14 protein-coding genes and 1 tRNA gene are annotated in these 13,588 nt (G+C 64.4%); 12 read left to right on the forward strand and 3 right to left on the reverse strand.

Annotated elements, in window-relative coordinates; genetic code table 11:
• Nucleotides 1-81: 81 nt before the first annotated feature.
• The 3 genes from N826_RS24400 to N826_RS24410 all read right to left on the reverse strand — a co-directional run bounded on the left by N826_RS24400 (nucleotide 82) and on the right by N826_RS24410 (nucleotide 2,150).
• Nucleotides 82-1,227: a hypothetical protein gene (locus tag N826_RS24400; RefSeq protein ID WP_169789413.1), complete on the reverse strand. Its 1,146-nt coding sequence runs from the start codon at nucleotides 1,225-1,227 to the stop codon at nucleotides 82-84.
• Nucleotides 1,218-1,736, reverse strand: coding sequence for a DUF4365 domain-containing protein (locus N826_RS24405; protein ID WP_052831965.1), 519 nt, complete (start codon nucleotides 1,734-1,736; stop codon nucleotides 1,218-1,220). Before N826_RS24405 ends, N826_RS24400 begins: the two co-directional genes overlap by 10 nt.
• A 324-nt stretch (nucleotides 1,737-2,060) precedes the next feature.
• A tRNA-Ser gene (locus N826_RS24410) sits at nucleotides 2,061-2,150 on the reverse strand.
• A 225-nt stretch (nucleotides 2,151-2,375) separates the two neighbouring features.
• Here N826_RS24410 and rplU point away from each other — a divergent pair.
• The 12 genes from rplU (at nucleotide 2,376) to N826_RS24470 (ending at nucleotide 13,584) form a co-directional block, all read left to right on the forward strand.
• Nucleotides 2,376-2,687 (forward strand): 50S ribosomal protein L21, encoded by a 312-nt coding sequence (gene rplU, locus N826_RS24415; RefSeq protein WP_044433029.1) that lies wholly within the window; start codon nucleotides 2,376-2,378, stop codon nucleotides 2,685-2,687.
• Between the two features lie 56 nt (nucleotides 2,688-2,743).
• Nucleotides 2,744-3,037 (forward strand): 50S ribosomal protein L27, encoded by a 294-nt coding sequence (rpmA, locus tag N826_RS24420; RefSeq protein WP_044433030.1) that lies wholly within the window; start codon nucleotides 2,744-2,746, stop codon nucleotides 3,035-3,037.
• A 172-nt stretch (nucleotides 3,038-3,209) separates the two neighbouring features.
• A complete protein-coding gene (gene obgE / locus N826_RS24425; protein ID WP_044433031.1) occupies nucleotides 3,210-4,367 on the forward strand; it encodes a GTPase ObgE in 1,158 nt (385 codons plus the stop codon).
• Nucleotides 4,357-5,529 carry a glutamate 5-kinase gene (gene proB, locus N826_RS24430; RefSeq protein WP_044433032.1) on the forward strand — a complete coding sequence of 391 codons (1,173 nt, stop codon included), beginning with the start codon at nucleotides 4,357-4,359 and terminating at the stop codon, nucleotides 5,527-5,529. The genes obgE and proB overlap by 11 nt, the downstream gene beginning before the upstream one ends.
• 22 nt (nucleotides 5,530-5,551) lie before the next feature.
• Nucleotides 5,552-6,199, forward strand: coding sequence for an HAD family hydrolase (locus tag N826_RS24435; protein WP_044433033.1), 648 nt, complete (start codon nucleotides 5,552-5,554; stop codon nucleotides 6,197-6,199).
• Nucleotides 6,200-6,366: 167 nt separating this feature from the next.
• Entirely contained in the window at nucleotides 6,367-7,605 is a 1,239-nt protein-coding gene (locus tag N826_RS24440; RefSeq protein ID WP_044433097.1) for a glutamate-5-semialdehyde dehydrogenase, read from the forward strand.
• Between the two features lie 37 nt (nucleotides 7,606-7,642).
• On the forward strand, nucleotides 7,643-8,284 hold the full coding sequence (locus tag N826_RS24445) for a nicotinate-nucleotide adenylyltransferase (protein ID WP_044433034.1): 642 nt from the start codon (nucleotides 7,643-7,645) through the stop codon (nucleotides 8,282-8,284).
• Nucleotides 8,285-8,373: 89 nt separating this feature from the next.
• Nucleotides 8,374-8,730, forward strand: a complete 357-nt coding sequence (gene rsfS / locus N826_RS24450) for a ribosome silencing factor (protein ID WP_244619451.1) — start codon at nucleotides 8,374-8,376, stop codon at nucleotides 8,728-8,730.
• 16 nt (nucleotides 8,731-8,746) lie between these two features.
• Nucleotides 8,747-9,205, forward strand: a complete 459-nt coding sequence (rlmH, locus tag N826_RS24455) for a 23S rRNA (pseudouridine(1915)-N(3))-methyltransferase RlmH (protein WP_044433035.1) — start codon at nucleotides 8,747-8,749, stop codon at nucleotides 9,203-9,205.
• A 64-nt stretch (nucleotides 9,206-9,269) separates the two neighbouring features.
• Nucleotides 9,270-10,835 carry a 2,3-bisphosphoglycerate-independent phosphoglycerate mutase gene (gene gpmI / locus N826_RS24460; protein WP_044433099.1) on the forward strand — a complete coding sequence of 522 codons (1,566 nt, stop codon included), beginning with the start codon at nucleotides 9,270-9,272 and terminating at the stop codon, nucleotides 10,833-10,835.
• Nucleotides 10,836-10,854: 19 nt separating this feature from the next.
• Nucleotides 10,855-12,198 carry a murein hydrolase activator EnvC family protein gene (locus N826_RS24465; protein WP_244619450.1) on the forward strand — a complete coding sequence of 448 codons (1,344 nt, stop codon included), beginning with the start codon at nucleotides 10,855-10,857 and terminating at the stop codon, nucleotides 12,196-12,198.
• Nucleotides 12,199-13,584: a S41 family peptidase gene (locus tag N826_RS24470; protein WP_052831967.1), complete on the forward strand. Its 1,386-nt coding sequence runs from the start codon at nucleotides 12,199-12,201 to the stop codon at nucleotides 13,582-13,584.
• Nucleotides 13,585-13,588 lie beyond the last annotated feature (4 nt).

Consider the following 13,588-nt stretch of genomic DNA (forward strand, 5'->3'; position numbering starts at 1 on the left):
CAAAATACAAATTCGTATCCTGATTGACGCAAAAACACAAAAACGTACAACCCTAAACTAAAGAGAGTAATTTTTCCTAATTCAGTCCTGATCATCCGGTTCAACAATTGAAAAATCACGCGGATCAAACAGCGTCAGCGATTTGCCATCACGCCCAAGATCACCGATAACCCTAACCCACTTCTTGTTGCGTGCTGCATCGTATACGATATCGCGATACCTCTGATCAAAACGAACTCTGATCTTCCTCACGCCAAGTTGATTCGGTAGAGGAGCTTGGATGACTACTGATCCGTCAAAACGTTCCGGCTTCTCCTTGATTTCCTCAACCAGTCCTTCAATGACGAAATCAGGTTCCGGCTCCCGTCGCGAAAAAGAATGCGCGACCTCTTGAAGGACTGCTGCGTCTTGCCTGGTCAAACCGAGATGTATCGGTTCCTGCACAGGTTTCGCGGGACTCCAGCTAATGGAAACGTCTACTCCAGCATCAGAGTCCGCCAGCTTAGCAAGGGCTTGGCACATATCAGCGCTCACCCCAACATCCACGATACTTTCGAACGCCGGCAGTGGGTCCGCCACCGATTCCGCGAGAGCGTCCTGGATCGCTGCAAGCGCTGCTCCGAACTTCAGGGTGACACGGCGGCCGAAAGCATTGTCTTGGAATAGCGAAGCTTGCTCGGCAGGATCGAAGCTATACGGTGACAGAACCGTCAGTGAAAAACTGGCATTCTCAGTCTGCCCCAACCTGATGCGTTCCAGATATTGGCTGACGCTGTCGGGGCGCCTTCCTTTCCATGCCCGCCGGGGAACTTCCGAAGCCTCAGCAAGAGCGGCTGAAACCACTAACCGCTTGGCCTCTTCGTGCAATTGAAGTCCAGCATCAAAGCGGATGGAACCATAATCGTCCGCATCCTTCGAGCGGACACGGATGACATCGAACGGTGCAAGCGTCAGATCAAACAGGACTGCCGATGCATCCCGGTCCTCGGCTTTCGAAAGCGCGCCAAGAACCTCTGTCATCCGCCGCGGAAAGTCCCCGATCGTCGCGAGACGTGGCAGTACGACCGTTTCGGTCCGCCCCCCTTGCTCAATCGTATAAAGCTGCCCGTATGGACCGAACCTACCCTCGTCCTTCCAGCCGCGACTGCGCAAGTATCCTGCGACATGGGTCGGGGACAGTGCTGCAATCGATTTGGCTTCATAGCGATATGGCATTGTCAGGCCCACGAGAGTCCCTCAAGCGCCCTGCTGTGCGCGCGGGCCAGAATGGCCACGATAGCATTATGATCGAACAATTGGGTTTCAGGGAGGTGTACAGCAGTACTTGCTGTTTGCACGGCGTCCCTACCTCGAAGGTCTACCCAGTATGCCGCATGTCTCAGTGTCGTGATCGGCGGCTCTACCTCGAGCCAGATCGACTGATCGGGTGGCATTTCATAGATGACAAGAAGCTGCGGCGACTGAACGTCGGTGCGTCGGAGCTTGTCATATGTCGAGACATCAAGCTGAAAAGATAAGACTGATCCGTCATTGATACGGATATTCGAAGACACGGCCTTCAACTGAATATCAATTTGTACGGGAGCACCCGAAACTGGCCTGATCGTAACATCAATGCCATTCCTATCAACTTTCGGCTCACTTACTTGGCACCCTGCTCGTGCAGCAACTGCGGCAATATAAGCTACGGAGAGCCTCTCCTGGATATCGGTCGTCGCCGTCGTAATCGTATCCATTAGCTCATCACTAAAGTTGCGCCGCCTTTCATATCTGAAAAGCTCGCATTTTAAATTTTCCCATTCTCTAATGCATTTATCAGAAATCCGACGCCTGAAGCACCAAAATGGATTGAGATCGGAGGGGGTGCGGCATCACGACACTTTAAGCATTTAACGACAATAACAACGACACCAAGGAAGCGTGCTGAAGGCCGGTGGACAGGGTCGGAAGCCCATATTTAACTTGCTTCACACAGGTCATGAACGCACAACCGTGCGTTTAAAAAAGGCTGAATGGAAGGTTTCGCTATATTAGGAAGCTCAGTATATGAGCTAAAGATATGGCGGACGGGGTGAGATTCGAACTCACGGTACCCTTGCAGGTACGCCGCATTTCGAGTGCGGTGCCTTCAACCACTCGACCACCCGTCCGTCCTATCGACTTCAACCACCGTCCGGTGGCGAAGCGGCGGGAAATTAGCTCATGGAAAAGACGCGCGCAAGGGCACAATGCGGCCTCGCACTCAGAATCGTTTGAATCATGCTGTTGACTCTCCAACACCGCTGAGTATAGTCGCCGCTCCTTACCAGCGGGCTCAAATCTCCGACGGGGTTTGTCGTGCCCGTAGTTTGTTTTCAGATACGGCAGTGGCAAACATGTTCGCAGTGATCCGCACCGGCGGCAAGCAGTACAAAGTCGCCAACGGCGACGTGATCAAGGTCGAGAAACTGGCTGGCGAAGCTGGCGCTTCCATCAACTTCGATGAAGTTCTGATGGTCAGCGACGAAGGCAGCACGACGGTCGGCACCCCCCTGGTCGCAGGGGCTGCGGTTACCGCCGAAGTCATCGCCCAGGATCGTGGGCCGAAGATCATCGTCTTCAAGAAGAAGCGTCGCCAGAACTACCGGCGTAAGAACGGGCACCGTCAGGACCTGACCGTGCTGCGCATCACCGGGATCAGCGCGTAATTCAAACGCGCCCATAATCCCGTCCGGTAGACCCTGGCTAATAGGAGTTCAGAGCAATGGCACATAAAAAGGCAGGCGGTAGCTCCCGCAACGGTCGCGACAGCGCCGGCCGTCGTCTTGGCGTCAAGAAGTTCGGTGGTGAGAACGTCATCCCCGGCAACATCATCGTCCGTCAGCGCGGCACTGAGTTCCATCCCGGCGCCAATGTCGGCATCGGCAAGGACCACACCCTGTTCGCTCTCGTCGAGGGTCAGGTGAAGTTCCGCAAGTCCATGCTCGGCCGGACCTTTGTCTCGGTTCAGGGCGTGTCGGTTACCGAAGCGGAAAGCGTGCCGGCGGCCGCCGAATAACGGCGCCCCAGCATCCTGCATTCCGGACTTGGATCATCGGGGGGTCGGTTCTACCGTCCCCCCGATTTTCGTTTTCGGCATCCATCGTCCGTGCCCCCTCTACCCGCGTTCCATCCTGGTCCCCACCTCCCGCAGATGATGACATCTGCTGACATTTGTTGACGTTGAAGCCATGAAATTCCTCGATCAGGCCAAGGTATTCCTCAAGAGCGGTGACGGCGGCCCCGGCATCGTCGCCTTCCGGCGGGAGAAGTTCATCGAGTTCGGCGGACCGGACGGCGGCGACGGCGGCAAGGGCGGCGACGTGGTGATCGAGGCGGTGGACGGTCTCAATACCCTGATCGACTACCGCTACCAGCAGCATTTCAAAGCGCCTCGCGGTGGCCACGGCATGGGCAAGGACCGCTCGGGCGCCAAGGGCGAGGACATCGTCCTGAAGGTCCCCGTCGGCACCCAGGTGCTGGACGACGACCAGGAAACCGTGCTTGCCGACATGGTCGAAGTCGGCCAGCGCGTCGTGCTGCTGCGCGGCGGCGACGGCGGGTTCGGCAACGCCCACTACAAATCCGCGACCAACCGCGCGCCGCGCCAGTCCCATCCGGGCTGGCCGGGTGAGGAGCGCTGGGTCTGGTTGCGCTTGAAGCTGATCGCCGACGCCGGTCTGGTGGGCCTGCCCAACGCCGGCAAATCGACCTTCCTGGCGGCATCCTCACGCGCCAAGCCCAAGATCGCCGATTATCCCTTCACGACCCTTCAGCCCAACCTGGGCGTCGTCTATGTCGGCGAAGAGGAATTCGTGCTGGCCGATATCCCCGGCCTGATCGAGGGCGCGCACGAAGGCTCCGGCCTGGGCGACCGCTTCCTCGGCCATGTCGAGCGCACCCGCGTACTGCTCCACCTGATCGACGGCACCCAGGAAGACGTGGCGGAAGCGTACACCATCATCCGGGGCGAGTTGGAAGCGTACGGCAACGGCCTGGACGAGAAGCAGGAAATCATCGGCCTGAACAAGTGCGACAGCCTGGACGACGAGGAAATCGCCGAGAAGAAGGCGATCCTCGAGGAACTGGCCGACGCTCCCGTCATGGTGCTGTCCGGTGCCACCGGTATCGGCGTCCCGCCCGTCCTGTTCGAACTGCTCCGCCGCATCAAGGACGCCAAGGTCGAGGAGGCGGAGGATTCCGCCCCCGGCCGCCGCCATCCGGTCCCGGTGCATCTCGGCGAGCGCACGATGGCCGAGCCGGGCAAGGAACTGCAACTCGGCAACGACCATCTCGACCAGGACCACCCCGCGGACGACGAAGATGACGAAGACGACAATGCCCGCTGATGCGACGGGCTCTGAAAGCAGTTCGGAAGACGCAACCGCCTGCCTGCGCGATGCGCGGCGGCTGATCGTCAAGATCGGGTCGGCGCTGCTGGTGGACGAGACCACCGGCCAGATCCGGCGCGAATGGCTCGACGCCATGGCCGACGACGTGGCGCTCTGCCGCTCGCGCGGGCAGGAAGTCATCATCGTGTCGTCCGGCGCCATCGCCGTCGGGCGGGAGCATCTGGGCCTGATCGGCCGGCCCCTGCGGCTGGAAGAGAAGCAGGCCGCTGCCGCGACCGGCCAGATCCGCCTCGCCCATGCCTACCAGGAAACGCTGGCCCGCCACGACGTCACCGTGGCGCAGATCCTCCTGACGCTGGACGATACCGAGGAACGCCGCCGCCACCTCAACGCCCGCGCGACCATCGACACCCTGCTGAAGCTGGGCGCCGTCCCGGTCATCAACGAGAACGACACGGTCGCCACGTCGGAAATCCGCTTCGGCGACAACGACCGGCTGGCCGCGCGCGTCGCCCAGATGGTCAGCGCCGATACGCTGGTGCTGCTGTCCGACATCGATGGCCTCTACACCGCCGACCCCAAGCGCGACCCCAGCGCCACCCTGATCCCGGAGGTCCGCGAACTGACCCCCGATATCGAGGGCATGGCCGGCGAGCCGCCCCCCGGCTACAGCTCCGGCGGGATGGTGACCAAGATCGCCGCTGCCCGCATCGCCATGTCGGGCGGTTGCCGCATGGTGATCGCCAAGGGCAAGCGGATGAACGCGCTGTCGGCGCTCGACCGTCCGTTCAGCGACGGCGGCGCTCCCTGCACATGGTTCCTGCCCGGCGCCGAACCGCGCACCGCGCGCAAGCGCTGGATCGCCGGCCACATCAACGCGCGCGGCACCCTGGTGGTGGACGACGGCGCCGCCGCCGCCCTCAGCCGGGGCAGCAGCCTGCTGCCGGCCGGCGTCGTGTCGATCGACGGCGATTTCCAGCGCGGCGACGTGCTGGTCGTCCGCGCCCGCGACGGCCGCGAACTGGCGCGCGGCCTGTCGGCATACGCCGTAGAGGACGCGCGCCGGATCATGGGCCACCACAGCCAGGATACCGCCGACATCCTAGGCTATCGCGGCCGGGCGGAAATGATCCATCGGGACGATCTGGTCCTATCCTGACCCGCCTTATCCGGAATACATTATGATTGAAGCCGTCCTCTGGGACATCGACGGCACGTTGCTGGACAGCGAGCCCTTTCACTTCAAGTCGATCGTCGCCGTCTGCGAGGCCCATGGCCAGACGGTGCCCAAGTCCGATTACGACCGCCTGCTCGGCCGCTCCATGGCGGAAGTCTACGCCATGCTGAACGCGGCTCAGCCGATGCCGCTCGACCTGCCGCAGCTTGCGGCGGCCTGCTCCGACTATTACGTCGCCAATGTCGCCGACGTGCCGGCTCGCGCCGGCGCCTTGGAGAAGGTGGCCGAACTGGCGGAGCGCGGCATCCTTCAGGCCTGCGTCTCCAACAGCGGACGCCGGGTCGTCGAAGCCAATTTCAGCGCCATCGAGGATACGATCGCGATGCCGGACGCCCTGCGCTTCGCCCTGTCGCGCGACGATGTCGCCCACGGCAAGCCGCACCCGGAACCCTATCTGCGCGCCGCCGAGCGGCTGGGCGTCCACCCCTCCGCCTGCCTCGTGGTGGAGGACAGCCCGATCGGCGCCCGCTCCGGCAAGGCCGCCGGCATGGTCACGATCGCTTGGCCGCAGCACGCGACGCTGGAGTTCGACCCGGTCGATCACCTGATCGCCGACCTGCACGACCTGGACTGGCCGGCCTTCTTCCGCTGACCGGCGGATAGCTCCGGGGCAAACAGGTCTGGAGATGGCCGATGCGCGTTCTGCGGTCTTCTCCGGACCGGAAAAATCGCATAAGGTCCCGCAACTTACATAAAACTCGATTGGGAGCGCCCGCCGTGACCGCCGTCAAGCACACCGTTGATCCCTTGCAGGGGGAGATGCAGCAGTTGGGGAGCGCAGCGCGCGCCGCAGCAGCAGTGCTTGCCCTGGCGCCGACGACCCAGAAGAACGAAGCGCTGCGCGCGGCGGCAGCCGCACTGCGCTCCCGCGTGCCGGAGATCCTGGCCGCCAACGCCCGCGATCTCGCCGCAGCCGTGGCGCGCGGCACCGCCGCCTCCCTGATGGACAGGCTGAAGCTGGACGAGACGCGTGTCGAAGGCATTGCCAAGGGCCTGGAAGACGTGGCGGACCTGCCCGACCCAATCGGCGCCGTCATGGCGGAGTGGGAACGCCCCAACGGCCTGAAGATCGCCCGCGTCCGCGTGCCGCTGGGCGTCATCGGCATCATCTACGAGAGCCGCCCCAACGTGACCGCCGACGCCGGCGGACTTTGCCTGAAGTCCGGCAACGCCTGCATCCTGCGCGGCGGTTCCGACAGCTTCGAATCCTCACGCGCCATCACCGCCTGCATGCAGGCCGGCCTGAAGGCCGCAGGATTGCCCGAAGCGTCGATCCAGCTGGTCCCCACCACCGACCGCGCCGCCGTCGGCATCATGCTGACGATGACCGACGACATCGACGTGATCATCCCGCGTGGCGGCAAGTCGCTGATCCAGCGCGTCGCCGCCGAAAGTCGCATCCCGGTCATCAAGCACTTGGACGGCATCTGCCATGTCTATGTCGATGCCGCCGCCGATCCCAGGAAGGCGCGCGACATCGTCCTCAACGCCAAGATGCGCCGGACCTCCGTCTGCGGCGCCGCCGAAACTCTGCTGGTGGACCGTAGCATCGCCCAGGCTCAGCTTCCCGGACTGGTCGAGGCCCTGATCGAGGCCGGCTGCGAGGTTCGCGGCGACCAGACGGTCCGGGCGCTGAACGACCGCGTCGTCCCGGCCACACCGGCCGACTGGGATACCGAGTACCTCGACGCCATCATCTCCGTACGCGTGGTGGACGGCATCGACGCCGCCGTCGAGCACATCAACCGTCACGGCTCGCACCACACCGACAGCATCGTGACAGAGGACGCCGCCACGGCGGAAACCTTCCTCAACCACGTGGACAGCGGCATCGTGCTGTGGAACGCCTCGACCCAGTTCGCCGACGGCGGCGAATTCGGCATGGGCGCGGAGATCGGCATTTCCACCGGCAAGCTGCACGCGCGCGGCCCAGTCGGGGCGGAACAGCTCACCAGCTACAAGTATCAGGTGCGCGGCTCCGGGCAGATCCGCCCATGACTCCCGCCTTGCAGGCGGCCGGGAGCACGGCGGCAGAGTGAAGCGGGTCCATCTCTACAGCGGCCGTTTCTGGGCCGGCCGCAAGGTCGGCCTGCTCGGCGGCTCCTTCAACCCGGCCCATGACGGCCACCGCCACATCAGTCTGCTGGCGCTGAAGCTGCTCGGCCTCGATTACGTCTGGTGGCTGGTCAGCCCGCAGAATCCGCTCAAATCGACACGCGACATGGCGTCGCTGGAAGAGCGGCTGGTCAGCGGCCAACTGGTCGCCCGTCATCCCCGGATCGTCGTCACCGATATCGAGTGCGAACTGGACACGCGCTTTACGGCACAGACACTTGCCGGGCTCCACGGGCACTTCCCGCAGACCCGTTTCGTCTGGCTGATGGGGGCGGACAACCTGACGCAAATACCGCGCTGGCAGAACTGGACGCGAATCTTTGCCAGCACACCCGTTGCAGTCTTCAGCCGGCCTCCATATTCTTTAAGTGCGTTGCATGGCAAAGCCGCGCAACGCTACAGGTGTCGCCGGGTCGGCCAAAACCGGGCGCGGGGGCTTCCAGCGATGGAGCCGCCAGCCTGGGTATTTTTCCAGAACCCGCTGCATCCGGCATCGGCGACGGAAATCCGGAAACGACGCGCGCAGGCAGCGGCGGCGGCTTCCGGCGGTCAACCGGTTTAACAGAGGTGAGAGCCATAACCACGCAAACCCAACACGCTCCCGAAGCAACTGCAATCGCCGGGAAGCTCTCCAAACAGTTCTCTGAGGAATTGCCGAAGCAACTCAGCGAACTCGCCGTCAAGTCGCTGGACGACGATAAGGCCGAAGATATCGTCGTTATCGACCTGGCCGGTAAAACCTCCATCGCGGACTACATGGTCGTAGCGTCGGGCCGCTCCTCGCGGCAGGTCGGCGCCATGGCCGAACACCTGCGCGAGAAGCTGAAGGTCGCCGGCGCTCCGGCGGTCGAGGTCGAAGGCATGGCGCAGGCCGACTGGGTGCTGATCGATGCCGGAGACGTCATCATCCACCTGTTCCGCCCGGAGGTCCGGACCTTCTACAATCTGGAGAAGATGTGGGGCGTCGAGCCGCCGGCAGCGTCCCAACAGGCTGCCCTGTACGCCTGACGGGATCCGAAGCCTTATGAAGATCTGGCTCGCCGCCGTCGGGCGGGCGCGGGCCGGGGCGGCGCGCGACCTTTACGATGAATATGCCCGGCGCATGACTTGGCCTCTTACGCTGAAAGAGGTCGAATCGAAGAAACGCGCGCCGCCGGACGAACTCAAGCGCCTGGAGGCGGACCTCCTCCTGGCAGCCGTCCCCAATGCTGCCATGATCGTGGCGCTCGATGAACGCGGGACCACCCTGTCCAGCGAACGGTTTGCCGAACGCCTGGGTGTCTGGCGCGACCAGGGAGTGGGCGACGTCGCCTTCCTGATCGGCGGAGCCGACGGCCACGGCGACGCGGTCGGCAAGCGGGCCGACCTGATGCTGGCGCTGGGTCCCATGACATGGCCGCACCTGATGGTCCGTGCCATGATCGCGGAACAACTATATCGGGCTCAACAGATTCTGGCGGGACACCCCTATCATCGGGCATAAACTAGCCAGGGCTTCCGCCGCTGAAACGGAACGTTTACCAAACTGGGATAGTGCTATGGCCGCCATGATCGATAAAAAACGCCCCCGTCCCGTCGTTCTCTGCGTTCTCGATGGCTGGGGCTATCGCGAGGACCCGGCCGACAACGCCGTGGCTCAGGGCAACACCCCCGTTTTCGATCGTCTCTGGGCGGCCGGCCCCCATGCTTTCCTGCACGCCTCGGAAGAGGATGTCGGCCTGCCCCATGGTCAGATCGGCAACTCCGAAGTCGGGCACATGAACCTGGGCGCCGGCCGGGTCGTGTTCCAGGACTTGCCGATGATCGACAGGGCCTTCGCCGAAGGCGAACTGAACCACAACCCGGCCATGAACGGCTTCATCGCCGCGTTGAAGCAGTCCGGCGGCTCGGCGCACCTGATGGGCCTGCTGTCGCCCGGCGGCGTCCATAGCCACCAGTCCCATTTCGCAGCATTGGCGAAGGCGCTCAGCGCCGCCCAGGTGCCAGTCGTCATCCACGGCTTCCTGGACGGCCGCGATGTGCCGCCGCGCAGCGCCCGCGAGCAGGTTTCGGCTTTCCTGAAGGACATCGAAGGGTTGCCGGGCGTCAGCTTCGGCACGATCGACGGCCGCTACTACGCGATGGATCGCGACAAGCGCTGGGAACGGGTTGAACGCGCCTACAATGCCATGGTGGCCGCCCAGGGCCTGGAAGCGCCCGACCCGATCGCCGCGATCGACCAGGCCTATGCGGCCGATACCGGCGACGAGTTCGTCCTGCCGACCGTGATCGGCGCCTACACCGGCGCCAAGGACGGCGACGGCCTCCTGATGGTCAACTTCCGAGCCGACCGCGCGCGGGAGATCCTGACGGCCCTGCTCGATCCCGCCTTCAAGGGCTTCGACCGGCGCAACCCGATCCGCTTCGCCGCCGCGACCGGCATGGTCGAATACTCGACCGCCCTGAACGAGTACCTGACCGCGATCTTCCCGCCCAAGGAACTGACCAACGTGCTGGGCAAGGTGGTGTCGGATGCCGGCCTGACTCAGCTCCGCATGGCGGAGACGGAGAAGTACCCGCACGTCACCTTCTTCTTCAACGGCGGCGAGGAAAAGGTCTATCCGGGCGAGGAGCGCATCATGGTGCCCTCCCCCAAGGTCGCGACTTACGACCTCCAGCCCGAGATGTCGGCGCCCGAACTGGCGGACAAGGCGGTCGCCGCCGTCGAGACCGGCAAGTTCGACATGCTGGTGATCAACTTCGCCAACCCCGACATGGTCGGCCATTCCGGCATCCTGTCCGCCGCGATCAAGGCGGTGGAAGCGGTGGACGCATGTCTGGGCCGGCTGGTCGAGGCGGTCACCCACCAGGGCGGTGTGCTGCTGGTCACCGCCGACCATGGCAACTGCGAGATGATGCGCGATCCCGTCACCGGCGGCCCGCACACCGCCCATACCCTCAACCTCGTGCCGCTGATGCTCGTCAACGGCCCGGCGGATGTGGTCGCGATCAACGACGGCAAGCTGGCCGACATAGCACCGACCATGCTCGACCTGATGGGCCTGCCCAAGCCGGTGGAAATGACCGGCCAAACCCTGATCCGCCGCGATTCCGCGCGGCGCGCCGCGGAATAGGCGCATGAGGAGGGCAGCATTGGCAACGGCTGCCCTCCTCGGCGCCCTGGCGGCCCCTGCGGCATGGGCTCAGCCGGCCTGGGCTCAATCCCAGAAGCAGCCGCAGGCCCAGCAGCAATCCCAGAACGCCCTGACGGAGGTCGAGCGCCAGCTCGAAGCCAGCCGCAAGCGCGACGCGGAACTGGCCCGCTCGTCCGAGGCGCTGGAGCAGGAACTGGTTTCGCTCCGTACCCGTCTGGTCCAGACCGCCGACGAGGCGACCAGGCTGGAAAACGAATTGTCCGGCCTGGAAGAAACGCTCCGCGCGATGGAAGCGGAGGAGCGCGTTCAGGCCGCCAAGCTGGACGCCGACAAGGCGCAGATCTCAGAGCTGCTGGGAGCACTTCAGCGGCTGTCCCGCATTCCCCCCGAAGCGATGATCGCACGGCCGGAGTCGCCGGTCGACACGCTGCGCAGCGCGCTGCTGCTCCGCTCCGCAGTCCCTATCCTGCGCGACCGCGCCGAAGCGCTGGCCGGCGCGCTCCAGCAGTTCGCCGATCTCCGTACCCATCTGGCCGAGCGCCGCGCCCAGGCCGAGAAGGCCCGCGCGGACCTTGGGTCGCGCCAGGGCGACATCGCCAAGCTGGTCGAGCGGCGGCAGGAGCTTCAGGAACGGACCCAGGCCGAGCGCGAGCAGGTGGCGGACCGCATGGCAAGCCTCGGCAACGAGGCCAAGGACCTGCGCACCTTGCTGGAAAAGATGGAGCGGGAGCGGATCGAGCGCGAGAAGCGCGAGGCCGAGGAACGCCGCAAGGCGGAGGAGCGCCGCAAGGCCGAAGCCGCCGCCAAGGCGGCCGCACTCGCCCGCGAGAAAGCCGCCACCGAAAAGGCCGAGCGGGAGAAAGCGGCGCGCGAAGCCGCCGCGGCTGAAGCGCGGGAGCGGGAACTTGCAGCCGCCGCCCGTCCTCCAGCCCCACCCGACTCCAAGGACGAGGTTCAGCGCCTGCCGGTGGCGGGACAGGTCACCACCCGCTACGGCGAGGCCGACAAGTTCGGCGTCACCAGCCGGGGACTGACGGTCACCTCACGTCCGGGCGCCCAGGTCGTGGCGCCATCGGCCGGTTCGGTCATGTTCGCCGGGCCGTTCCGCGGCTACGGGCTGATCTTGATCGTTGAACATCCCAATGGATATCATAGTCTTATCGCAGGACTTGGCCGTATCGACACCAAGGTTGGTCAACGCGTACTGGCGGGGGAGCCCCTTGGAATCATGGGAACCCCGGCGGACGGTAACCCGGATCTCTATTTCGAGCTGCGACGGAACGGTCAGCCCATCAATCCGCAGCGCGGTCTCCCCGCTTCCGATGGCAAAGGACAAGGTTAGATGATGAAGACGATCAGTGCTGCCGCCCTCGCGGGCGTTCTGTTCCTAGCGCCGGCCTGCGCCATTGCCGAAACCAACACTTCGGAAACCTATCGGCAGCTCAACCTGTTCGGCGATGTGTTCGAACGCGTCCGGTCCGAATATGTCGAGCCGGTGACCGACGAGCAACTGATCGAAACCGCCATCAACGGCATGCTGACGGCGCTCGACCCGCATTCCAGCTACCTGAACCGCAAGAGCTTCCAGGACATGCAGGTCCAGACGCGCGGCGAGTTCGGCGGCCTGGGGATCGAGGTCACGATGGAAAACGGCCTGATCAAGGTCGTGTCGCCGATCGACGACACCCCGGCCTTCCGCGCCGGTCTCCAGCCCGGCGACCTGATCACCCATCTGGACGGCGAAGCGATCTCCGGCATGAGCCTCGCCGATGCCGTCGAGAAGATGCGCGGGCCTGTCGGCAGCGACATCAAGGTCACGATCCGGCGCGGCGAGGCGTCTGAGCCGTTCGACGTCGCGATCACCCGCGACACCATCAAGATCCAGTCCGTCCGCTACCGCCAGGAAGGCGATGTCGGCTATATCCGGGTCACCACCTTCAACGAACAGACCCAGACCGGCCTGGAACGGGCGGTCGACCGGCTCCAGAAGGAAATCGGCAGCGATAAGCTGACCGGCTATGTGCTGGACCTGCGCAACAACCCCGGCGGCCTGCTCGATCAGGCGATCTCGGTGTCCGATACCTTCCTGGACAAGGGGGAGATCGTCTCCACCCGCGGCCGCAAGCCGGAAGACGGCCAGCGCTACAACGCCAAGGCCGGCGACCTCGCCAAGGGCAAGCCGATGGTCGTGCTGATCAACGGCGGCTCGGCCTCCGCCTCGGAAATCGTCGCCGGAGCGCTCCAGGACCACCACCGCGCCATCGTGCTGGGCACCCAGAGCTTCGGCAAGGGCTCCGTCCAGACCATCATCCCGCTGCCCGGCCACGGCGCCATGCGCCTGACGACGGCGCGCTACTACACGCCGTCGGGCCGCTCGATCCAAGCGCTCGGCATCAGCCCGGATATCGAGGTCCAGCCGGCCAAGGTCGAGGAGATCGCACAGGGGATACGGCGCCGCGAAGCCGATCTGCGCGGCGCCCTTCGCAACGACACGGTGAACAGCCAGCCCACCCGTCCTGCCCCGCAGGCCGTGCCGCCCGCCCCTGCTCCGGGCGCCGCTCCCGGTGCGGCTCCCACTCCTGCGCCCGCTCCCGGCGCCCAGGCTCCGCAGGGACAGGAAGGCGATCCCGCGACGGCGGCGGCAGCCGATCAGTTCGACTACCAGCTCGCCCGCGCGCTCGACCTGATCCGGGGCGTTTCCCTGTTCAACACGCGCGCCGCCAACTGAGGCC

The organism is Skermanella aerolata KACC 11604 (genome assembly GCF_000936425.1).
GTDB classification, from domain to species: Bacteria; Pseudomonadota; Alphaproteobacteria; order Azospirillales; family Azospirillaceae; genus Skermanella; species Skermanella aerolata.